This window comes from Paenibacillus litoralis (assembly GCF_046244365.1).
Taxonomy (GTDB): domain Bacteria; phylum Bacillota; class Bacilli; order Paenibacillales; family NBRC-103111; genus Paenibacillus_V.
This window is the reverse complement of the sequence record NZ_CP176395.1, coordinates 1,526,595-1,548,770: the sequence shown is the minus strand read 5'-3', so window position 1 is coordinate 1,548,770 and position 22,176 is coordinate 1,526,595. Positions and strand designations below refer to the sequence as shown.

The following is a 22,176-nucleotide window of genomic DNA, read 5'->3' as shown; positions in this document are numbered from 1 at the left end:
AGTAGAACCTCTATACGAGCGCTGCCCCCTGCACGCTTAAGCTCCTTGCCGCGTCCAGTTCCTTCACGATACTGGCAGCCGCTCTTCGGCCGCTCGCCGCCGCAGCGTCCGCCAGCAGTTCGCCGTGGCTGGCCCAGTCACCTGCGACATACAGCCCTCGTATTTCCGGCACGGCCGGTCCCGGCAGAGAACCGTTCCGCCCGATGTGCGGATAGTCGTGCACGACCGTCATGTTCGGCAAATACTGCCTCGCGACGACCTCCCGCTGCCACCCGGGATGGAGCAGATGCATGGTCTGCTCGAGCAGACGCTCGTCGGCTTTGGGATCTTGTTCGCCCGTTCCGTTATATTTGATCAGATGCACCACCATTGTACCATCGTCGGAAAGCTTTGCCACCCGTGAGTGATTCGTGAAAAATACCGGCTGATCGATCCCGATCGCAAAATGGCAATTCGGCGAAGGAAGCCGCTTCAAGCTAAGATCCAAGCACGCCGCGAGCGCCGGACGCGCTTCTTCCTTCCAGCGCCGCAGGGCCGTATGCTCGACTCCCCGGACAAGCCTATACGCCTCTGCCGGGGACATGGCCGTCAGGACATGCCCTGCCTCCAGCGTTTCCCCATTCGCCAGCGTAAGCCCGCGAACGGCTCCGCCGTCATGCCTGATTTCCGCGACGCCGCTTCCGCAGAGGACGTCTGCGCCCAAGCGGACAGCCCGCTCCCGCAGCCCGTCGGCAATCGTCTGCCAGCCTCCGTTCGCATAATGCACTCCGCCTTTCAGCGACCGCTGCATTTGCTTGAGCGCAGGCCCGGCCAGCTGATGGTCGGGATCGTACGTATACGTCCCCGTCCTGCATAAGGCATAGAAAAGATGGCGAACCATCGGATCGCGGACTTCCTTCTCCGCCCATTCCCTCAAGCTGCAGGCCGGCAGGGACCCGGCGTCGATTTTGCCCAGCGCCAGCATAAGGCGGCCAAGCTCCATTTTGCCGGACCAGGACATCAGCTTTGACAAAATCAGCTTGAACGGATCGCCGGGCAGCGGTACCGCCTGGTTCCGCCATATCGCAAAGCCGCTTGCCGGCGGGCTTCCTCCCTCCGGGCGAATGCCGTATTCGTTCAATATCGCGTTTAGCTCCCCTTCTTTGTATAACGCATGCCCCCCAAGGTTGAACCGCGCGCCGTTCCTCTCGTTCGTGACGGCCCTGCCGCCCACTCTGCCCGCTTTCTCCAGCAGGACGACCCGCTTCCCCGCTTCCGCCAAATCGTTCGCTGCAATCAGTCCCGCAAGCCCTCCGCCGATTATAGCCGCATCTACCTTTTTCATATCCGTTCCGCCTCCGTTCCGTTTGTCGCTAATAAGACGATCAGGGTGCGCAGGCTGTGACAGCGAGGCTAAATATTTTCTTAACATGCCGTTCATTTCCCGATAACACTCCGCTGGTATCGTAAATCGGAATAGACAAGTCAAGGGAGGATTTCAGGTGAAATCATGGAACAAGGCTGCAGCCGTCCTGGTCGTTTCCACGGCAGCCATGCTGGCGCCTCAGACGGTTCGTGCAGCAGACGCTCAGCCGGCTTACCCGGGAACGCAGGAGCTATCGGTGAAAAAAACCGGTCATTATGCCACAGGAGCCCCAAAAGAAGGAACGGGTGCGGAAATCGTCAGCTATGACGCCGCCAGCAAAAAAGCGTTCCTGGTAAACGGCTATGACAAAGCGATTGAAATACTCGACCTGACCGCGGGAACGATCAAGCCCGTCAAAAAGACGGTTATTTCCAGCGTCTATGCCGGCTTCGACGACGTGACCAGCGTGACGGCGCATCCGACGCAGGACTTCATCGCAGCAGCGGTGCCCGCCGCCAAGCCGAATCGCGGCTTTGTCGCCTTCTTCACCAAGAACGGGGACTATATCGGCCGCGTTCCAGCCGGCTATCATCCGGATATGATCACCGTTACGCCTGACGGCAAACAGCTCCTCGTCGCTAACGAGGGCGAGCCGAACCCTTCCTATTCCGACGATCCGCCCGGTTCGGTAACCATAATCGACGTTGCGGAAGGCGTACAAAGCGTGCTCGCCGATCCTTCCAAGGTGACGGATATCGATTTTTCGGCGCTTAAAGCGGAGGACATCGATAGCAGCGTGCGCATTTTCCCTAAAGGAAAAGCGATGGAACAAGGCTGGAAAATCGATTTCGAGCCCGAGTATATAGCCGTTTCGCCGGACAGCCTCACGGCCTACATAACGCTTCAGGAGAACAACGCCATAGCGAAACTCGATCTGGTCAGCAAAACGTTTACCCGCGTTTCCGGGCTTGGCTACAAGGACCATTCGCAGACGGGCAGCGGCTTTGACGCTTCGGATAAAGACGGCAAAATCAATATCCAGCCATGGCCGGTGCTCGGCGCCTATATGCCGGACGGCATGTCCCTTTACCAAAGCGGCGGCAAAACCTATCTCGTGACCGCCAACGAAGGCGATGCGCGTGCGGATTGGAACGATGGCGGGAAAGGCTACAGCGAGGAAGTGCGTGTAAAGGATATCGCCTCCAAAATCAAGCTGGATGCCGCCAAACTTAAAGGCTTTACGCAAGAGCAGCTCGATCTGATGAAAACGGACGGCACCTTTACGGACGACAAAAAGCTGGGAAGGCTCAAGGTTTCGAACGCCGTCTATAACGTGACTGGCGCTGTCTATTACGACGCTTTATACAGCTTCGGAGGCCGCTCGTTCTCGATTTGGGACGCGGACAACATCAAAGCGGGTCCGGTTTTTGACAGCGGGGATGCCTTCGAGCAGATTACGGCCCAGCTGCTGCCCGCCTATTTCAACTCGGATCATGAAAGCGTCAAGTTCGACAACCGGAGCTCCGGCAAAGGCCCTGAACCAGAAGACGTCAAAATCGGACGGATCGGCAGCGAAACGTACGCATTCGTCGGCTTGGAGCGCATGAGCGGCATCGTCGTCTACAACGTGACGAATCCGGCTGCTCCGCGTTTGGTGACCTACATCAACCACCGGGACTTCCAAGAATCCGATTACACCAAGAACGAGCTGGGACCGGAAGGCCTGCAATTCATCTCCGCGGACAAAAGCCCGACCGGCAAGCCGATGCTGCTCGCGGCCAATGAAGTGTCGGGGACGCTTGCGGCCTATGAGATTACCGTTGCCGGAAGCTATGCCGCAACCCCGGAGGAAGACGCTGCAACGTACACGATCGGCGCCAAAGAGAACGGCATTCCGACCATGACGGTCAAGCCGGGCGTTACGGGCTTGCGTACGTTTACCGCCCGCATAGCGTCCTCCGAAGCGCACTATGGGAAAGAAACGGCCGTCTTCAAGCAGCTTCGAGGCGGCGTACAGATCGGACTGACCGCCGTGCGCGCCGATTTCGATCAGGCTGCCATAGAGGCGCAAGCGTCGTTTAACGTAGCCGCCGGCGACGTGGTTGAAGTGTATGTCGTAGACGAGCTTACTAACGACCCGGCGAAGCTGCCGAACCTTTTACAGAAATGACGGGGTGCCTAACCAATGCGTAAACCGATTATCATGCTATATCTTCTCTCGATCTTAGCGGTTTTTCTAGTTCCCGCTACGTCGTCCGCCGCTCCGCTGTCCATTCAAGCGGACCGTCAAGAGGCGGCTTACGGAGAAACCGTGAAAGTGACGGGTACCGCCCCCGCTTCTTCATGGATTGTCCTTCGCGTCTTGGACGAGCGGCAATCGATCGTCGTGTTCGATAGCGCGAAATCCGATGCCGACGGCCGTTACCGGTTCGCTTTTATCGTGCCCGCATCCGCATCACCAGGAAAGCTGAACGTACAGACCGGGTCCGGCACAGATGTGTCCGCCCTCACGATCGCCATCAAAACCGCCGGTGCCGGTTCCGGGCCGGAGATCCAGCCGTCTCCGGCGCCGTCCCAGACGCCCGCGCCATCGCCTGCAGCGACGGTTAACGGCGGCACGATTACGATCAAGCCGGCGCTCAGCCAAACGCCGGACGGCCGAACCGTTGCCGGCATGGCCTTGCAATCGGAAGATCTGCTTGCAGCGCTGAAGCATAGCGGCAGCATTACCGTCACAGCCGATACGGGATCAGCCGATATTGCGGTTGCAAGCGTGTCCGCTCAGGCGCTTAAGCAGGCAATGAGCAGCGTGAAGGAAGCGAAGCTGAACTTAGCCGTCTCCTTTGCCTCCTACGAGCTGCCGCTGCAAACGCTCGATCTCGACAGTCTGGCAAAGCAGCTTCAAACGACGACGGATAAGCTCGAAATTCGGATCAAGCTGGCTAAGGCGGACACTAAGCAAAATGCCGACACGGCCGGCGCTATCGCCGGCCTAGGCGCCAAGCAAGCAGCGGAAGCGGTCGATTTCGCCGTAGAAGCCGTATATAACGGTCAAACCGTGCCGGTCGTGCAATTCGGCGGCGCATATATCAACCGGACGCTTCCTATGCCGAACGTCGTCGATCCGAACGCCGCAACCGGCGTCATGATCGGCCCTAAGGGCAGCCTGCTCTTCGTCCCTTCCGTCTTCAAGCAGGAGAACGGCAAATGGACGGCTCAGCTGAAGCGAACCGGCAACAGCCTGTACACGGTCATCGAGAACCGCAAATCGTTTCGCGACACGGACTCCCACTGGGCCAAGGCCGACGTCGAGCTGCTGGCGTCGAAGCTGATCGTGCAGGGCGCAACCGCCGATACGTTCCAGCCCGATACCGGCATTACACGGGCGCAGTTCACCGCCATTATCGTCCGTGCTCTCGGCCTGTCCGAGCAAAGCGGCAGCTCCTTCCGCGATATTGCGGCGGCCGATTGGTATAGCGGTGCGGTAACCGCAGCGGCCGAGGCGGAACTCGTCTCCGGCTATGAGGACGGCTCCTTCCGGCCGAACGCCCCCATCACCCGCGAAGAGCTGGCCGTCCTGATGAGCGGTGCGCTGCGCTACGCCGGCAAGCAAGGCGACGCCAGCCGGACGGAGCAGCTGCTGACGGCTTTCCAAGACCGCGGCGAGCTATCCGCCTGGTCGCGCGATGCAGTCGCCGCCATCGTCGATGCAGGCGTCACGGAGGGCAAATCCGAAGGGCGCTACGAAGGAAAGGCACAGGCGACGCGCGCGGAAACCGCCGCAATGGTCAGAAGGTTTTTGATTAAAGCCGAATTTATAAACCGTTAAGCTTGCGATAAGAATCGCTGGAGATCCAGTCTCCGGCGGTTCTTTTCCGTTCATTCCGCTCCTTGCGGCATCGCCAAGCAACTTCTCAACATGAGACATGCCTGCTTCTTCATATATATGCATGGGGATACCTTGGGAAAAGGGGCGTGTTACACATGTACAATCCATCGATGTCTGCCGCGGGCTCATTCGAGCCTTATCTTTATCAGACGCTGCAAAGCGCCGTCGGAGGCGGAATCGTCGTGCAAACCGCCGCCGGCAGCGTACGCGGGCTGTTGAAGAGCGCAGCACCCGATCATATCGTCGTCGAGGTTAGCGGCGTGCCGTTCTTTATCCGGACCGCTCAAATCGTCTGGGTTACGCCATGCTGACGTCTACCGGCAGGAAGCCGTTAACGGACTGGAGGAGAGGCGATGTTTAAACGAATCAATAAGCTGGCGATCGATTTGCCCGTCCCCGCCCACGGGGACGCCAACGCTGCCGCAGCGGTTCAAGAGCTGCTCGGGGGACGCTTCGGCGAAATGTCCACGCTCAACAACTATATGTATCAGTCGTTCAATTTCCGCAACAAAAGCAAATTCAAACCGTTTTACGACCTTGTCGCCAGCATAACCGCCGAAGAGTTCGGCCATGTCGAGCTTGTCTCGAATACGATCAACCTGCTGACCACACAAACGACGTTTCCCGGAACGCCCGACGTCACTCCGCTGCAGAACGGGCTGAACAAAAGGAATACGTACCATTTCATCGCTACGGCCCAAACCTCGATGCCCGGCGATTCGATGGGCAAGTCATGGAACGGAGATTACGTATTCAACAGCGGAAATCTTACGCTTGATTTGCTGCATAATTTCTTTCTGGAGATAGGCGCGCGCACGCATAAAATGCGCGTTTACGAAATGACCGATCACCCGACGGCGCGGGAGATGATCGGCTATTTGCTCGTTCGCGGCGGGGTACATATACTCGCCTATGCCAAAGCGCTGGAGATTGTCACCGACGTCGATCTGGCCAAGATGCTGCCGATTCCGAACCTCGACAACTCCTGCTTCGATTGTTCGCGCAAGTATATCGCACAGGGTCTGGACAATATTTTATACACGTGGAGCGAAACCGAATACCGGGATATCGATCGGATCTGGAAGGGAACGAACCCGGACACCGGCCAGCCGCTGCAAGTGGTATACGGCGCGCCGCAAGGGCATCCGATTCCGGATTTGAGCGACCTGCCGGAGGAATTCGCGCCGGGGATCACGAAGGATCACTATGCCGAAATCGCCAAGCGGCTTGGTTATAGTCAGTAGAGCCGCATACAAACGGAATGCTGTATTTTTTACAACAATTCGGCTGTAAATGAGCAGAAACGAAGCATTTTGATTATTATTGTATGCTGTAAAACACTTAGCCGCATTCAGTCCGATTAGAGGCTCGCATGTTGCAAAATGTGCAGCATTTTGAATGCTATGCTCGCTCGCTTAGGTATTGCCTATTGAAAAAAACTCCCAGCCGCTTGATTGCGTCTGGGAGTTTTCGTATATCATATGACTATACTTTCATAACGCCGCCCGTGCTGGCGGATGTGACAAGCTTCGAATAACGGGCCAGATAGCCGGTTTTTACCTTCGGCTCAAAGCCTTTCCAGTTGGCTTTGCGGCGTTCCATCTCTTCGTCGCTGATTTGCAGCTCGATCTTGCGGTTGGCCAGATCGAGGTCGATGATATCGCCGTCCTCGACGAATGCGATCGGTCCGCCTTCAGCCGCTTCCGGCGAAATGTGGCCGATGCTGATGCCGCGGGATGCGCCGGAGAAACGGCCGTCCGTGATCAGACCGACTTTGGCTCCGAGGCCCATGCCGACGATTTGGGACGTTGGCGCAAGCATTTCCGGCATGCCCGGTCCGCCCTTCGGTCCTTCGTAGCGGATAACGACGACGTGGCCTTCTTTTACTTTGCCGTTCGCGATACCTTCCAACGCTTCCTCTTGCGAGTCGAAGCAGATAGCCGGACCGACGTGACGGCCGCCGACGGATTTGTCGACCGCGCCGACTTTAATGATCGAGCCGTTAGGCGCCAAGTTGCCGAACAGGACCGAAAGACCGCCTTCCGCACTGTGCGGATTGTCGATCGAACGGATAACGTCGGAATTCAGGATATCGCAGCCCGCTACGTTTTCGCGAAGCGTTTTGCCGGTTACGGTGATGCAGTCGCCGTTCATCGCGCCCGGCTTCTTGAGCACTTCGTTGATGATTGCACTGACGCCGCCCGCCATATGCACGTCTTCGATATGGTAATCGGAGGCCGGTGCGATTTTGGCCAGATGCGGTACGCGTTTGGCCACTTCGTTGATGCGTTCGATCGGGTATTCGAAGCCCGCTTCATGCGCCAAAGCCAGTGTATGCAGAACGGTGTTCGTCGACCCGCCCATCGCCATGTCCAGCGCGAATGCGTTGTCGATCGCGTCGATCGTCACGATATCGCGGGGCTTGATGTCGGTTTTGATCAGTTCCATCAGCTGCTTGGCGGAGCGCTTAACGAATTCTTTGCGCTCTTCCCAGATCGCGAGAATCGTACCGTTGCCCGGGAGCGCAAGGCCCAGTCCTTCGGCCAGACAGTTCATCGAGTTGGCGGTGAACATCCCGGAACAAGAGCCGCATGTCGGACAACCATATTGTTCAAGCTCGAGAAGCCCTTTGTCGTCGATTTTACCGGCTTGGTATGCGCCTACTCCCTCGAACACGGACGATAGCGAGATCGATTTGCCGTTCGAGTCTTTACCGGCCTTCATCGGTCCGCCGCTGACGAATACGGTCGGAATGTTGACGCGAAGCGCGCCCATCATCATGCCCGGCGTAATTTTGTCGCAGTTCGGGATACAAACCATGCCGTCGAACCAGTGAGCCGCAACGACGGTTTCGAGCGAATCGGCGATAATTTCGCGGCTCGGAAGCGAGTAACGCATACCGATATGACCCATTGCAATGCCGTCGTCGACACCAATCGTGTTGAATTCGAACGGCACGCCGCCCGCTTCGCGGATCGCTTCTTTGACGATTTTGCCGAATTCCTGAAGATGAACGTGACCCGGTACGATATCGATGTACGAGTTGCAGACCGCGATAAACGGTTTGCCGAAATCTTCTTCTTTAACGCCGGCTGCACGCAGCAAACTGCGGTGAGGCGCGCGGTCGAAGCCTTTTTTGATCATGTCGCTGCGCATTTTGCCTTTAGCTGTAGTCATGATACCCCTCCTGAGCGGAAAAATGTTATCGTTCACATTTAATATGAGAGCGAAGTTTACTTTACTGCTTTAAATTGTAGTGCACATCCCTCTCTTTGGCAAGCCAGTCCCTGTATTTGCCGGGATTCGGCCGAATTAAAGATCGCCTTCAGAAAAGCGATTGACAATCCGTTCTCCGGTGCGTTTTAATTTCGGTAGAAGACCGTCAACATGAACGGAGAAGAGAGACGGATGAATAGAAGGAAAAATGTTTTCGACGGGCATTTCGACAGCCTGGAAACGCTTGCGGATGCGATCAGCGAAGTGCTGCAATGTCCGATCACGATCGAGGACGCCGGTCACCGTCTGTTGGCCTACAGCTCGCACGACCGCCAGATCGACCCGGCACGGACGGCTACCATCGTGGGAAGACGCGTTCCCGAGCACGTCATTCAATCGCTTTGGCAGGGCGGCATCATGCATCGTTTGCTCCAAAGCCCGGAGCCGGTCAAGATCGAGCCGATCGACAATGTCGGTCTCGGCCGCCGGGTGGCGGTTGCGGTGCGCAAAAACGAGGATGTGCTCGGCTATATTTGGGTCATGGAGAACGAACGTGAGCTCGATGCGGAAGCACTCGGCCATCTGTCCAAAGCGGCTCTCGCGGTGCGGACGAAGCTGCTCCACCACCGGATGCTGGCTCGGCAGGAAGAGGAAGGCCGCCAAGAGTTTTTCTGGCAAATGCTGACCGGCCATCTGAATAATCACGAAACGATTCGCGATAAAGCCAAACAGCTCGGGTTAGCGCTACCGGGAGCTTACACCGTCATCGTCATGCAGTTCAGCAAGGATGTAGGAGACATCCAGCAGCAGCTTTACGATATGATGGCGGTTCGCCCTAATGCGCGGGTCGTGCTGCGGGCGGTCGACCGGAACCGGCTAATCCTGTTGTTTGGCGTGGAGAAGGAGCCGAACCCCGAACAGACCGTCGGCGGATTTATCGTAGCGCTAACCGCGCAATTCAGCGAACGTCTGGCGGGACAACCGGAGGTGACGGGCGGCGCCGGTTCTTTCTACAGCAGCTATGCGCTCGTGGAGGCCGGATACCGGGAAGCGTTGACGGTGCTTGACATGAAGCCCGCCTTTTTCGATAAGCTGCGAAGCGTTCACGTCTATCACGAGCTTGGTCTTTACCGGTATTTGCCCGGCATCTGGCAGCACAAGGAAAAGCATCCTTTCGAGCATCGAGGGCTCGCGAAGCTTCGCGAGTACGACCGGTACAACAACGGCTGTCTGACGGAAACGCTGGAGCGGTTTTTGGCTTGCGACAGCAATGCCAAGGAAGCAGCCGTCTCCCTGCACGTACACACCAATACGCTGACCTACCGGCTCAAGCGCATATCGGAGATCGGCGGCATCGATTTGGACGACGCGGATCAGAAAATAGCCGTTTATCTGGAGCTGCAAGCGGAGAAATACGGAAAGCTTCGGTCATAAGCCGGCGTAAGGTGCAAACTTAGTCATTCGACGGACCTTCATTCCGCATGAAGGTCTTTTTCGTGAGCTCGAAAAGGAAACCGGCCTAAACAATCTTTGGTTAGCGCTCGCTTGCTCTCTTGTCATCTGAACGTAAACGTGATATTCTAATAATTGATAATGATAATCATTATTACTAATTATGCTGGCGATCGTATCCGCTTGCGGCAGCGCCGCCGTAGATCAGAAAGGCACTTCCCCCAGCGCCGCTCCATCCGATTCCGGAGGAACGGTTGCCTATAAGGCGGCTAACGGCGAAGTGCAGATGCCCAAAAATCCGAAGCGCATCGTCGTTCTGGCAGACAGCTATGTAGGCGATTTTTTGGCGCTTGGAATCAAACCGGTAGGCGTTTCCTCTACAGCTTTGGAAAACCCGTATTTCAAAGGAAAAACCGACGGCATCGAAAGCATAGGGGACACCAAGTCGGTTGAGAAAATTTTGGAGCTGAAGCCCGATCTGATTATTACGTTCAACGGCATCGACTACCTTGATCAGCTTGCCAAAGTCGCGCCGACCGTGGCGATCGACTACGGCAAAAAAACATTCAAAGAACAGCTGCTCGAGTTCGGTAAAATAACCAATCGCGTCGATCAAGCAAATGCCTGGATTGCAAGTTGGGACAAAAAGATCGCAGAAGCGAAGCCGAAGGTTGAGGCGGCTGTAGGAAGCAAGACGGTGTCCATTCTCAATCCGTATGCCAAAGGCATTTATGCGTTCGGCCATAACTACGGCAGAGGCGGCGAAATCATTTATGGCGAATTCCAATTGAAGGCGCCTCAAATGGTTCAGAAGGAAGCGATCGACAGCGGAAAAGGATGGGCGAATCTTTCGCTTGAAAGCTTGCCTGATTTTGCGGGCGATATTATTTTCACATGTCCGTGGTCGGGGGATACGTCGGATCCGGAGGTCGTATATGGGAACTCTATTTGGAAAGGACTTCCGGCCGTAGCGAACAAGCGCGTGTACCAGCTGGAGCCCAAAGGCGCTTACTACAACGATCCGGTCTCACTGGAAGCCCAGCTTGCATTCATCGTGGAGAAGCTGACGCAAGGTTGACGGCTGCTCTTCATTTGTAGAAAAACACAAACCGTTCCCGGACAATTCATGGAAACGCACGAGGAAGCCGTCCCCCTTCATGCTCTATACTTTTCTTAGAAAGCTATTAGCGTCGCCGCAAGCGAAGCGGGCTAAAACATGGAGGGGTTTCACATGATCATCGGCGTACCGAAGGAAATTAAAAATAATGAAAACCGCGTCGCTTTGACGCCGGCCGGTGCAAGCGCATTCGTCAAAGCCGGACACCGGGTACTTATAGAACGAAATGCCGGAACGGGCAGCGGCTTTGCCGACGAAGCCTATGAGAAGGCGGGCGCAGAGCTGCTGGAGCAAGCTGCTGACGTTTGGAACGCTGCCGATATGGTGATGAAGGTGAAGGAGCCTATGGCTTCGGAATACGGCTACTTCCGCGAAGGGCTCGTCTTGTTTACGTATTTGCATTTGGCGGCCGAGCCAGCGCTCGCTAAAGCGCTGACCGAGAAGAAGGTTACGGCGATCGCTTACGAAACCGTAGCCGTCGGCAAAACGCTTCCGCTTCTCGTGCCGATGAGCGAAATCGCCGGACGAATGGCCGCGCAGATCGGCGCCCAGTTTCTTGAAAAGCCGCATGGCGGCAAAGGCTTGCTTCTGGCTGGAGTTCCCGGGGTCAAGCGCGGACGGGTTACCGTAATCGGCGGAGGCGTCGTAGGCGTGAACGCTGCCCAAATTGCCGTCGGGCTTGGCGCGGACGTCACCGTCATCGACCTCGATCCCGAAAGGCTGCGCGTTCTGGACGACCGGTTCGGCAGAGACATTCAAACGCTCGTATCCAATCCGCATAATATCGCGCAAGCGGTAGCCGAGTCGGATCTGGTTATAGGAGCCGTCTTGATTCCGGGTGCGAAGGCGCCGAAGCTTGTAAGCGAAGCGATGGTGCAAACGATGAAGCCCGGCTCGGTCATCGTGGACGTAGCCATCGATCAAGGCGGCATCGTGGAGACGGCCGATCATGTAACGACGCATGACAACCCGACTTACGTCAAGCACGGAATCGTCCACTATGCGGTCGCCAACATGCCGGGGGCCGTGCCCGTTACGTCGACCTATGCGCTCACGAACGTCACGATGCCTTATGCGCTGCAAATCGCCAATAAAGGCGTTCTGCAGGCGATTGAGGACAATGCGGCGCTCAAGCTGGGCGTAAACACCGCAAACGGCTTTATTACTTACGAGCCGGTGGCGCGCGATCTGAAAGCGGACTATGTGCCGGTAGACCATGTGTGGCAAAAGAAACTCGCCGTTTCCTGAACCGATAAGCTAATGATGAGGCTTCCCTTTGCGGGAGGCCTTTTTGCTGCTGCTCGCACGGTCCTAAACCAATCGGGTGGGGTATGCGGCTCGCCCGAAGCGCTGGTGGAAGGCGTAATTTTTTCATGTTGACGGCATCGCCTAACAGTCGTATTATTTATTTAAACCATTTAACTATTATACTATTTAAATTTTTCACCATTTAACTATATGCCATAGGAAAGCGGCATGATGAAAGCAGGTGTACGAATGGCTTCGGATGAAGAAATCTATGCGTATATGCGCCGCATTCTTACGGCCACCGAAACGTCCAAACGTCTTCTCGGCAACGTGTTTCAAAGCCTTCTTGCCAAGCAGCAGCTCGAGTTGACCATGCCGCAGTTCTACATGCTTTACTTGATCAACGAGCAGGAGCCTTGCAAATTAACAAGACTGGCGGAGCAAATGGAAGTAAAGCCTAGCGCGATTACGGTCATGCTCGACAGGCTCGTCCAATCGGGTCAAGTTATGCGCAGCTCCGACGATAAAGACCGCCGCGTCGTTTTGGTGCAGCTCACCGATAAAGGCCGCGAAGCGTTCGAGCAAGCCCGGCGAATCCGCCGGGAGATGATGCAGCGTCTCTTGGCTCATTTTGATCTGCCCGAGCTGGAGGCGTTCACCAATAGCTTGGAGAAGATAGCCCGCTTGGCCGCCGAAGAAAATCGATAAAATACGCTTGGCGTTTATATAAACACAGAAAATAAGGAGTGGTTGGTTTGGAAATGATACAGGAAAAGGCGGCGGTCGACGTACAGTCTGTCGTTAAGCACAAAGGCATGCTGCTGACCGGTCTCGTTATCGCGATGCTGTTCGGCGCCCTCGACGGTACGATCGTCGGTACGGCGATGCCGAGGATCGTCGGCGAGCTGGGCGGACTCGGCCTTATGGCATGGCTTACGACAGCTTATATGCTGACCTCTACGGTCGTCGTGCCGATTGCGGGGAAACTGGCGGATTTAATCGGACGCCGCGTTATTTATGTGACGGGCCTTACTATTTTTATCGTCTCGTCGGCGCTGTGCGGCATGGCTCAGAATATGACCGAGCTCATTTTGTTCCGCGGTCTGCAAGGGCTTGGCGGAGGCGTCATGATGCCTATGGCGATGATCATTATCGGGGATTTGTTTACGGGCAAGCAGCGTGCCAAATGGCAGGGCGTGTTCGGGGCTTTGTTCGGGCTTTCGTCCGTAATCGGACCTCAGGTCGGCGGATGGATCGTCGACGCGGCCAATTGGCGCTGGGTGTTCTACATTAACCTGCCTGTCGGCATTATCGCCACTTTCCTGATCGCCATGGGACTTCCAAAGCATAAAGCTTCCGGAAAAGTGAAGTTTGACATTCCCGGCATCGTTACGATGATCGTCGGGGTGGTCAGCCTCCTGCTCGCACTGACTTTCGGGGGGAAAGATTTCGCCTGGGGCTCCTGGCAAATCATCGGCCTGTTCGTTATCGCCGTCGTCTCGCTGACCGGCTTCGTCATCATCGAAACGAAAGCGGAAGAGCCGATACTGCCGGTACGCTTCTTCAAAAATAAAACCTTTACTTTAATGAACGGCATCGGCTTCCTGATGGCCGTAGGGATGTTCGGCGCAATCATGTTCGTTCCCCTCTTCATGCAAGGCATTGTAGGCGTAAGCGCGTCCGCATCCGGAACGGTCATGACGCCGATGATGATTACGATGATCGTCGCAAGCATTATCGGCGGCCAAGTCGTGCAAAAAATCGGTGTCCGCACGCAAATGGTGATCGGCATGATCGTTATGGCAGGAGGGTTCGTGCTTCTTGCGACGATGGGAGCCGACACTTCGAAGCTGCTTGCTTCCAGCTATATGGTTGTCATCGGGCTCGGTATGGGGCTCGTGATGCCGATCTTGACCTTGGCGCTGCAGGAAAGCTTCCCAAAATCGGATCTAGGCGTCGTGACGTCGTCCAGCCAGTTTTTCCGCTCGATCGGCGGAACGTTCGGGATGACCATTCTCGGTGCGATGATGAATCACAAATCGAGCACTCTTCTGAACGAAGAGCTCGTTCCCGTCGTCAACAAGCTTCCCGAGCAGGCAAGCGCGCTCAAGGAGCAAATTACGACCAGCATTCACAACGATCCGCAAGGTTTGTACTCCATGCTGCTCAACCCGAAGGCTCTCGAGCAAATGCCGAAGGAGTTTATCGAGCAAATGGCGCCGATCCTTAAAACCGCCTTGGTCGATTCGCTGCATCTCGTCTTTATCGGCGGATTGGTGTTCGTTCTTGCAGGGGCCGTGCTTAGCCTGTTCGTCGGGAAAATTAAGCTTTCCGATACCAAAGCGGAGAAGAAGCCGGAAGTAAGCATGCATTAAAGCATAAGGGAGATGCCCCGGGCAGCTTGATAGCCGGCGGGGCATCTCCCTTTATGGTTTTACGTTCCTGCCTCTTAACGTACTTTACCGCGGCCTGCGACCGGCCATATCGCTTCCACTTCATCCCCGCGTACGGCCGCCACTTCGTCGAACATGCTGATGACGGCACAGCAGTGGCAAGGAATAATCTCCAGCGTATCGCCTACGGCGAGCCCGAGGTCCTGCTCCTCCTGCGACAGCTCCAGCATGCCGTGCTCCTCCGTAAACCAGGCGACGCGAATGCCGGGACGGCCGACCACGTATCCGCGGCCTGTGCCGATCGGCGAGTCGTCGCCGTCCATTGTGAACACCTTCGTGCCGGCGTCGATAACGGCGCGGTGCGGAGCCGGGCGGCTGACGACCGTTACTTTAACGGTCAGCGAACAGCTCTCCAGCGCGTGCGCGTTAAGGCTAACCTGCGTCAGGTCGCCGAACACATACGTACCCGGCCGGATATCCGTCACGCCGGCAACCTGCGCCGCATAACGCGAAGAAGGCGTGGAGCCGACGCTGACGATATCGGCCTGCAAGCCGAGCTCGCGCAGCTGTGCAGCCGTATCTGCGGCGACGCGGCCTTCCGCGCGGCCAACCTCGCGGCGCGCCTCCTCATCGGCGGCGTCGTATGACTGGCCGGCGAACGTCAGCAGGCCGCGCAGGCGCAGCCCGGGAAGCTGCGCGACAGCCCGACGCGGCCGAAGCCGCTGTCCAGCTCGACGACGACGCCGATGCTCACGCCCGCGGCTTCCGCCGCGCGGGACATCGGCGCAGCGACGTCGAGGCTGTCCAGCGCGACGGTCACGTCGGCGCGCTGCGCCAAGCGAACGAGCCGCGCGAGCTTCGCTTCGCCGACGATCGGATACGCGATCAGGATATCGCGTATACCCGCGTCGGCCATCACTTCGGCCTCTCCAAGCTTCGCGACGGTCAGGCCGACTGCGCCTGCCTCAATCTGCATGCGGCCGATCGGCGGCAGCTTGTGCGTCTTTCCGTGCGGCCTGAGGCCGATGCCGGATTTGTCGGCGACTTCCTGCATAGCCGCGATGTTTCGCTCCGTTTTATCCAAATCGATAATGACATATGGGGTGTCCAGCTCTTGCTTGCGCATGTGTGTAGGTCCTCCTAAGTAAACGTCAATAATGCTAGAACGCCAGCTGACCGCCGTCGACGACGATCGTTTCGCCTGTGATGAAGGCGGCGTCCTCGGATGCCAGGAACGCGAATACGCCGGCAATGTCCTTCGGCTTGCCTACGCGGCCTAACGGGATTTTGGTGCGGATATAGTCCGCTATGAATTCCGGGCTGTCAATCGCCTCGGACATCGGTGTCTGGATATATCCCGGACATACCGCATTGACGCGAATGCCGTGAGCGCCCAGCTCCAGCGCCATCGTTTTGGTCAGAAGCACGATCCCGCCCTTGGAAGCGTTGTAATGCGCATACTTGGCTTCGCCGACAAGCCCGTTTGTGGAAGCCATATTGATAATCGCTCCGCCTCCGGACTTCACCATCTCGGCGGCCACGCGCTGCGCCACATAAAACATCCCGTTCAGGTTGACGTCGAGCATTTTTCGCCAGTTGTCCGCCTTGATTTCCAGAAACGGCTCTTCCCAAGCGATTCCCGCGTTGTTGACGAGAACATCGATTTTGCCGAGTGCGCTTATCGTTTGCTCCACCGCGCCCTCAACCTGTGCCTGATCGCTAACGTCGACCGGGAACGTCACGCATTCGCAGCCGGCTTCCTTCCATTCGAGCTCGGCTTTGGCCAGCTCCTCCCGATCGTAATCGAGTACGGCAAGCCTAGCCCCCTCAGAGGCAAAACGATTCGCGATCGCTCTTCCGATGCCCTTGCTGCCTCCTGTTACTAGTACGACTTGCCCCGAGAATCTTTTCATAGTCAACCTCCACTAGTCCGTTTATGCGTTGTCCGGAATTTTAGCAACCGCGTCGATCTCCACCAAAATATCGTCCAGCCCCGCCTGCACGCACGTACGCGCCGGAAACGGCTGACTGAAATACTCCTGGTACACGCGATTAAACGCTGCAAAATCGCTCATCCGCTCTAAATAAACCGTTATTTTGACGACCTCGTCCATCGTACTGCCCGCCGCTTCCACTATGCCTTTGATGTTATCCATCGTAAGCCTTGCCTGCTCTTCGATCGTTCCGCCGACAACCGCTCCCGTCTTCGGATCAAGCGGGCCTTGCCCGGATACCCAAACGAAGCCTCCCGATACGATTCCTTGCGAATAGGGGCCGTCGCCCTTCGACGATCCTTCCGTATATACCGCTTTTCTCATTTCCCATCGCTCCTCTTGTCAAATGAAGTCTTTCCGCTCCGTTATTCTAATTCCGTTATTCTTCTGTACCGCACCAATTCACCATTGTCATGGCATATATTTCCACAAGCTGGAGCAGCGAAGAAATTTCCGCATATTCGTCAGGCGCATGAGCATTGGCACCCTTGGGTCCCAGGATGATCGCCGGCGTCGGGCTATGGAGGTTAAACATGAACGCATCGCAGGCAAAAGGCGCCCCCTGAACGGTCGCTTGTTCACCCGTAACCCGTTCCACCTCGTTTGCAAGCTGTCCGATAAGCGGAAAATCCGGCGCTATTTCCGACCCGGGCAAAAAACGGATCATTTTACCGAACTCCGGCGCATACGGTCCCGATACAATCTTCTCCCCGCCGTCCCGCGCAAATGCTTGCAAAAGCTCTTGCTTCAGCTGCTCCTCATCCGTGCCCGGGTAACACTCGATCCATACGTCGACATGGCATACCGTCGGCCCGGAGTCACAGAGCGGAGCCGTCATGTCGCCTGCTTCCACGCGCGTAATCACCACCGGGAGATATCGGTCGTTCTCGTACCAAGGCGCCGGCCCCGGCTGCTCGCACCTTGCTTGCTCGAACCTTTCGAGGAAGCTCATGAATGCGCTTGCGGCGTAAACCGGATTCACGATCGTCTCTCCGCTGAACGCAAGCCCCGTCGTGCCGCGAAACGTAATGCGCCACAAAGCGCCGCCCTTGGATGCCGGGCAAACGGCGAGATTCGTCGGCTCCGGCACGATCGCCGCATCCGGATGACCGCCGCGTATGCGGCCGGCCAGCGTTCCGTTCGCTCCGCCGAACTCTTCATCTACGACGGATTCGATCATCACATCGCCCCTCAGCCGGATTCCCAGCTCGCTCAGGCATTGCACCGCCATGATGGAGGCGGCCAGACCGCCCTTCATATCGAAGGAGCCGAGACCGTACAGCCTGTCTCCATCGATCCACGGCTCCCAGGGCGAGCGGCTCCAGCCGGGAGCGACTACGGTCGTATCGATATGACTGGAAAAGATGATCGACTTTCCCCCACCGCTTCCCTTCCTTGTACCGATCACATTCGGCCGGTCCGTATAATCTTTGCCCGGGAAGTAGGCGGGATGCTCCCGAAAGCCGGAGATCTCCTCAGGAGAATACAAGTCGGTTTCCATCTCCAGCGCTTCCAGTACGCCTTTCAAATGGTGCTGACAGCGCTCCTCCTTGCCGGTAATTACTTGGTTGACCGTATCGAACTCGATCAAATCGATAACCTGCCGTACGATCCGTTCCCGGTTGGCGCCTGCCCACTGTTTAACGCGCTCGGCGATTGCATCCGCTTGCGGTACCACTGTAACCTCTCCCTTCGGTTCGCCAAAAATAAATACACGTTCAATACAAGTTTTATATGTTGGACTAAGTTCAGTGTAATAAGAAACCACTTTACTGTCAATCGAACTCTTTTTTTCTCATTTACCATATGAGGAAAGGGGTAGCGGTAATCACAAAAATTAAAATTCAAAACAAGAGTCAATTGGCTGAACTAAAGATTTCCTGTATACAATTGTTATGTGCTCCACGCAGACTCATGAATAGAGAAGAGCTGCTTTCCATTTGGAATAGCAGCTCCTTCAAGTTCGAAAACGGGTACACTGACCCCCCAAATAATTCGTTATCCTTATTTTGCAATCCTTTCATAAGCACAAAAAAGCAACCATCCTAAGATGGTTGCTTTTTTGTGCTTGGCAACGTCCTACTCTCCCAGATCCCTGCGGATCAAGTACAATCGGCGCTGGAGGGCTTAACGGTCGTGTTCGGTATGGGAACGTGTGGTTCCCCTCCGCCATCATCACCAAACGTTGGTTGCGGGGGCAGGATTTGAACCTGCGGCCTTCGGGTTATGAGCCCGACGAGCTACCGGGCTGCTCCACCCCGCGTCAATGATCAAACTATTCAGGTCGTCCGCATCGCCAAATGCGGTCTTGCTACGCTCTACCGTGCACTAGTCACATTCAAGCATAGGTTTACTCCCTGAAAACTAGATGCGAAGTGTTTGCTATTCATCCTTGTTCCTTCGTAGTCCTTACACCTGTCGATGTAAAGATGTTGGATAAGCCCTCGACCGATTAGTATTCGTCAGCTGCATGCATTGCTGCACTTCCACCTCGAACCTATCTACCTCGTCGTCTTCAAGGGGTCTTACATACTGGGAAATCTCATCTTGAGGGGGGCTTCACGCTTAGATGCTTTCAGCGCTTATCCCGTCCGTACTTGGCTACCCAGCGATGCTCCTGGCGGAACAACTGGTACACCAGCGGTACGTCCATCCCGGTCCTCTCGTACTAAGGACAGCTCCTCTCAAATTTCCTGCGCCCGCGACAGATAGGGACCGAACTGTCTCACGACGTTCTGAACCCAGCTCGCGTACCGCTTTAATGGGCGAACAGCCCAACCCTTGGGACCTACTTCAGCCCCAGGATGCGATGAGCCGACATCGAGGTGCCAAACCTCCCCGTCGATGTGGACTCTTGGGGGAGATAAGCCTGTTATCCCCAGGGTAGCTTTTATCCGTTGAGCGATGGCCCTTCCATTCGGTACCACCGGATCACTAAGCCCGACTTTCGTCCCTGCTCGACTTGTCTGTCTCGCAGTCAAGCTCCCTTATGCCTTTGCACTCTTCGAATGATTTCCAACCATTCTGAGGGAACCTTGGGGCGCCTCCGTTACGCTTTAGGAGGCGACCGCCCCAGTCAAACTGCCCGCCTGACACGGTCCCTCTCCCGGATCACGGGAGTAGGTTAGAACCTAGATACGATCAGGGTGGTATCCCAACGTCGCCTCCACACAAGCTGGCGCTCATGCTTCTAAGGCTCCCACCTATCCTGTACAGATCGTACCCAAGTCCAATATCAAGCTGCAGTAAAGCTCCATGGGGTCTTTCCGTCTTGTCGCGGGTAACCTGCATCTTCACAGGTATTAAAATTTCACCGGATCTCTCGTTGAGACAGCGCCCAAGTCGTTACGCCATTCGTGCGGGTCAGAATTTACCTGACAAGGAATTTCGCTACCTTAGGACCGTTATAGTTACGGCCGCCGTTTACTGGGGCTTCGGTTCACAGCTTCGGGTTGCCCCTAACCGCTCCCCTTAACCTTCCAGCACCGGGCAGGCGTCAGCCCGTATACTTCGCCTTGCGGCTTCGCACAGACCTGTGTTTTTGCTAAACAGTCGCTTGGGCCTTTTCACTGCGGCCCCCTCGGGCTATTCACCCTACCGAGGCACCCCTTCTCCCGAAGTTACGGGGTCATTTTGCCGAGTTCCTTAACGAGAGTTCTTCCGCGCGCCTTAGCATGCTCTGCTCGCCTACCTGTGTCGGTTTGCGGTACGGGCACCTTCGCCTCACTAGAGGCTTTTCTTGGCAGCATGAGTACAAGACCTTCGGTACTTTCGAAATTTCCCTCCCCATCACAGCCCAGCCTTTCGATGTGCGGATTTGCCTACACATCAGCCTCACTGCTTGGACAGACACTTCCATCCGTCTGCGTCCTTGCCCTTCTGCGTCACCCCGTCGTTCAAACGGCTACGGTGGTACAGGAATATCAACCTGTTGTCCTTCGACTACGCCTTTCGGCCTCGCCTTAGGTCCCGACTTACCCTGAGCGGACGAGCCTTCCTCAGGAACCCTTAGGCTTTCGGCGGACAAGATTCTCACTTGTCTTTTCGTTACTCATACCGGCATTCTCACTTGTGTACTGTCCAGCCGTCCTTACGATCGACCTTCAACCTATACACAACGCTCCCCTACCCAACAACATTGCTGCTGTAGCCATAGCTTCGGTGGCGTGTTTAGCCCCGTTACATTTTCGGCGCAGAGTCACTCGACCAGTGAGCTATTACGCACTCTTTAAATGGTGGCTGCTTCTAAGCCAACATCCTGGTTGTCTTTGCAACTCCACATCCTTTCCCACTTAACACACACTTGGGGACCTTAGCTGATGGTCTGGGCTGTTTCCCTCTTGACAATGGATCTTAGCACTCACTGTCTGACTCCCGGACAGAAGTATGTGGCATTCAGAGTTTGACTGGACTTGGTAACCCTTGGCGGGCCCCGCACCCAATCAGTGCTTTACCTCCACTACTCTCATTCCGAGGCTAGCCCTAAAGCTATTTCGGGGAGAACCAGCTATCTCCGAGTTCGATTGGAATTTCTCCGCTACCCCCACCTCATCCCCGAATTTTTCAACATTCGTGGGTTCGGGCCTCCAGTGCGTGTTACCGCACCTTCACCCTGGACAGGGGTAGATCACACGGTTTCGGGTCTACGACCACGTACTCATTCGCCCTATTCAGACTCGCTTTCGCTGCGGCTCCGCCTCTTCAGCTTAACCTTGCACGTGAACGTAACTCGCCGGTTCATTCTACAAAAGGCACGCCATCACCCATTAACGGGCTCTGACTTCTTGTAAGCACACGGTTTCAGGTTCTATTTCACTCCGCTCCCGCGGTTCTTTTCACCTTTCCCTCACGGTACTGCTTCGCTATCGGTCGCTAGGGAGTATTTAGCCTTGGCAGATGGTCCTGCCGGATTCATACGGGGTTTCACGTGCCCCGCACTACTCGGGATCCGTCTAGGGATACGTTCGTTTTGAGCTACAGGGCTGTTACCTGCTATGGCGAGCCTTTCCAGACCGCTTCACCTAACGAACTTTTCCCACATTGACGTCCCACAACCCCAAGGAGCAAGCTCCTTGGTTTGGGCTAATCCGCGTTCGCTCGCCGCTACTGACGGAATCACTATTGTTTTCTTTTCCTCCAGGTACTTAGATGTTTCAGTTCCCTGGGTATGCCTCCGATACAGCTATGTATTCACTGTATGGTACACGCGCATTACCACGTGCGGGTTCCCCCATTCGGACATCCCCGGATCGACGCCTGCTTACGGCTCCCCGAGGCATTTCGTTGTTCGCCACGTCCTTCATCGGCTCCTAGCGCCTAGGCATCCTCCGTGTGCTCTTAGTAGCTTAACCAATGATCTCTCTCGAGATCGCTACAAAAAAACTAAGGATGTTTTGCATTGCTTCGCTATCTAGTTTTCAAGGAACAAACTGTTGAAAAGCCAATAAATTGACCCTTCAAAACTGAACATGAGCGAGTAAAACCAGCTTATTGATCCGACGGCCTACAGCCATCATGATCTC

16 protein-coding genes, 1 tRNA gene and 2 rRNA genes are annotated in these 22,176 nt (G+C 55.9%); 9 read left to right on the top strand and 10 right to left on the bottom strand.

Going from position 1 to position 22,176, the window contains the following annotated elements:
- Positions 1-10 precede the first annotated feature (10 nt).
- Entirely contained in the window at positions 11-1,324 is a 1,314-nt protein-coding gene (locus ACKGJP_RS06525) for a phytoene desaturase family protein (protein WP_409344861.1), read from the bottom strand.
- A 157-nt stretch (positions 1,325-1,481) separates the two neighbouring features.
- On the opposite strand from ACKGJP_RS06525, the gene ACKGJP_RS06520 reads away from it, so the two are divergent.
- The 4 genes from ACKGJP_RS06520 to ACKGJP_RS06505 all read left to right on the top strand — a co-directional run bounded on the left by ACKGJP_RS06520 (position 1,482) and on the right by ACKGJP_RS06505 (position 6,478).
- The gene (locus tag ACKGJP_RS06520) at positions 1,482-3,515 is read left to right on the top strand and encodes a choice-of-anchor I family protein (RefSeq protein WP_409344860.1); all 2,034 of its coding nucleotides are present in this window, start codon (positions 1,482-1,484) and stop codon (positions 3,513-3,515) included.
- Positions 3,516-3,530: 15 nt separating this feature from the next.
- A complete protein-coding gene (locus ACKGJP_RS06515; protein WP_409344859.1) occupies positions 3,531-5,174 on the top strand; it encodes an S-layer homology domain-containing protein in 1,644 nt (547 codons plus the stop codon).
- A gap of 155 nt (positions 5,175-5,329) precedes the next feature.
- The gene (locus ACKGJP_RS06510) at positions 5,330-5,545 is read left to right on the top strand and encodes a YuzF family protein (protein WP_409344858.1); all 216 of its coding nucleotides are present in this window, start codon (positions 5,330-5,332) and stop codon (positions 5,543-5,545) included.
- A 42-nt stretch (positions 5,546-5,587) separates the two neighbouring features.
- Positions 5,588-6,478: a manganese catalase family protein gene (locus ACKGJP_RS06505; RefSeq protein WP_409344857.1), complete on the top strand. Its 891-nt coding sequence runs from the start codon at positions 5,588-5,590 to the stop codon at positions 6,476-6,478.
- A 241-nt stretch (positions 6,479-6,719) separates the two neighbouring features.
- Here the strand turns inward: ACKGJP_RS06505 and ilvD are convergent, their stop codons facing one another.
- Positions 6,720-8,390 (bottom strand): dihydroxy-acid dehydratase, encoded by a 1,671-nt coding sequence (ilvD, locus tag ACKGJP_RS06500; protein ID WP_409347088.1) that lies wholly within the window; start codon positions 8,388-8,390, stop codon positions 6,720-6,722.
- A gap of 252 nt (positions 8,391-8,642) precedes the next feature.
- Between ilvD and ACKGJP_RS06495 the strand changes: the two genes are divergently transcribed.
- The 5 genes from ACKGJP_RS06495 to ACKGJP_RS06475 all read left to right on the top strand — a co-directional run bounded on the left by ACKGJP_RS06495 (position 8,643) and on the right by ACKGJP_RS06475 (position 14,642).
- A complete protein-coding gene (locus tag ACKGJP_RS06495) occupies positions 8,643-9,884 on the top strand; it encodes a PucR family transcriptional regulator (RefSeq protein WP_409344856.1) in 1,242 nt (413 codons plus the stop codon).
- Between the two features lie 181 nt (positions 9,885-10,065).
- Positions 10,066-10,980 carry an iron-hydroxamate ABC transporter substrate-binding protein gene (locus tag ACKGJP_RS06490; RefSeq protein WP_409344855.1) on the top strand — a complete coding sequence of 305 codons (915 nt, stop codon included), beginning with the start codon at positions 10,066-10,068 and terminating at the stop codon, positions 10,978-10,980.
- A 153-nt stretch (positions 10,981-11,133) separates the two neighbouring features.
- Positions 11,134-12,267: an alanine dehydrogenase gene (ald, locus tag ACKGJP_RS06485; RefSeq protein WP_409344854.1), complete on the top strand. Its 1,134-nt coding sequence runs from the start codon at positions 11,134-11,136 to the stop codon at positions 12,265-12,267.
- A 228-nt stretch (positions 12,268-12,495) separates the two neighbouring features.
- Positions 12,496-12,975, top strand: a complete 480-nt coding sequence (locus ACKGJP_RS06480) for a MarR family transcriptional regulator (protein ID WP_409344853.1) — start codon at positions 12,496-12,498, stop codon at positions 12,973-12,975.
- A gap of 107 nt (positions 12,976-13,082) precedes the next feature.
- Positions 13,083-14,642 carry an MDR family MFS transporter gene (locus ACKGJP_RS06475; RefSeq protein WP_409347087.1) on the top strand — a complete coding sequence of 520 codons (1,560 nt, stop codon included), beginning with the start codon at positions 13,083-13,085 and terminating at the stop codon, positions 14,640-14,642.
- 74 nt (positions 14,643-14,716) lie between these two features.
- On the opposite strand, the gene ACKGJP_RS06470 is transcribed toward ACKGJP_RS06475, so the two are convergent.
- From ACKGJP_RS06470 to ACKGJP_RS06435, 8 genes are all read right to left on the bottom strand, one after another.
- The gene (locus tag ACKGJP_RS06470) at positions 14,717-15,211 is read right to left on the bottom strand and encodes a hypothetical protein (RefSeq protein ID WP_409344852.1); all 495 of its coding nucleotides are present in this window, start codon (positions 15,209-15,211) and stop codon (positions 14,717-14,719) included.
- Between the two features lie 110 nt (positions 15,212-15,321).
- Entirely contained in the window at positions 15,322-15,786 is a 465-nt protein-coding gene (locus ACKGJP_RS06465; protein WP_409344851.1) for an alanine racemase, read from the bottom strand.
- Positions 15,787-15,820: 34 nt separating this feature from the next.
- Positions 15,821-16,573 carry an SDR family NAD(P)-dependent oxidoreductase gene (locus ACKGJP_RS06460; protein ID WP_409344850.1) on the bottom strand — a complete coding sequence of 251 codons (753 nt, stop codon included), beginning with the start codon at positions 16,571-16,573 and terminating at the stop codon, positions 15,821-15,823.
- A 21-nt stretch (positions 16,574-16,594) separates the two neighbouring features.
- Positions 16,595-16,978, bottom strand: a complete 384-nt coding sequence (locus ACKGJP_RS06455; protein ID WP_409344849.1) for a RidA family protein — start codon at positions 16,976-16,978, stop codon at positions 16,595-16,597.
- A 55-nt stretch (positions 16,979-17,033) separates the two neighbouring features.
- A complete protein-coding gene (locus ACKGJP_RS06450) occupies positions 17,034-18,332 on the bottom strand; it encodes a M20/M25/M40 family metallo-hydrolase (RefSeq protein WP_409344848.1) in 1,299 nt (432 codons plus the stop codon).
- Positions 18,333-18,720: 388 nt separating this feature from the next.
- Positions 18,721-18,837 (bottom strand): 5S ribosomal RNA (gene rrf, locus ACKGJP_RS06445).
- A gap of 3 nt (positions 18,838-18,840) precedes the next feature.
- Positions 18,841-18,917, bottom strand: a tRNA-Met gene (locus ACKGJP_RS06440).
- A 169-nt stretch (positions 18,918-19,086) separates the two neighbouring features.
- Positions 19,087-22,005: ribosomal RNA gene (locus ACKGJP_RS06435) — 23S ribosomal RNA — on the bottom strand.
- Positions 22,006-22,176: the final 171 nt, after the last annotated feature.

Bases quoted from the DNA above. Each gene is read 5' to 3' on its own strand.
- ACKGJP_RS06525 (WP_409344861.1), bottom strand. From the start codon at position 1,324: ATGAAAAAGGTAGATGCGGCTATAATCGGCGGAGGGCTTGCGGGACTG.
- ACKGJP_RS06515 (WP_409344859.1), top strand. From the start codon at position 3,531: ATGCGTAAACCGATTATCATGCTATATCTTCTCTCGATCTTAGCGGTT.
- ACKGJP_RS06510 (WP_409344858.1), top strand. From the start codon at position 5,330: ATGTACAATCCATCGATGTCTGCCGCGGGCTCATTCGAGCCTTATCTT.
- ACKGJP_RS06505 (WP_409344857.1), top strand. From the start codon at position 5,588: ATGTTTAAACGAATCAATAAGCTGGCGATCGATTTGCCCGTCCCCGCC.
- ilvD (WP_409347088.1), bottom strand. From the start codon at position 8,390: ATGCGCAGCGACATGATCAAAAAAGGCTTCGACCGCGCGCCTCACCGC.
- ACKGJP_RS06495 (WP_409344856.1), top strand. From the start codon at position 8,643: ATGAATAGAAGGAAAAATGTTTTCGACGGGCATTTCGACAGCCTGGAA.
- ACKGJP_RS06490 (WP_409344855.1), top strand. From the start codon at position 10,066: ATGCTGGCGATCGTATCCGCTTGCGGCAGCGCCGCCGTAGATCAGAAA.
- ald (WP_409344854.1), top strand. From the start codon at position 11,134: ATGATCATCGGCGTACCGAAGGAAATTAAAAATAATGAAAACCGCGTC.
- ACKGJP_RS06480 (WP_409344853.1), top strand. From the start codon at position 12,496: ATGATGAAAGCAGGTGTACGAATGGCTTCGGATGAAGAAATCTATGCG.
- ACKGJP_RS06475 (WP_409347087.1), top strand. From the start codon at position 13,083: ATGCTGCTGACCGGTCTCGTTATCGCGATGCTGTTCGGCGCCCTCGAC.
- ACKGJP_RS06465 (WP_409344851.1), bottom strand. From the start codon at position 15,786: ATGCGCAAGCAAGAGCTGGACACCCCATATGTCATTATCGATTTGGAT.
- ACKGJP_RS06460 (WP_409344850.1), bottom strand. From the start codon at position 16,573: ATGAAAAGATTCTCGGGGCAAGTCGTACTAGTAACAGGAGGCAGCAAG.
- ACKGJP_RS06455 (WP_409344849.1), bottom strand. From the start codon at position 16,978: ATGAGAAAAGCGGTATATACGGAAGGATCGTCGAAGGGCGACGGCCCC.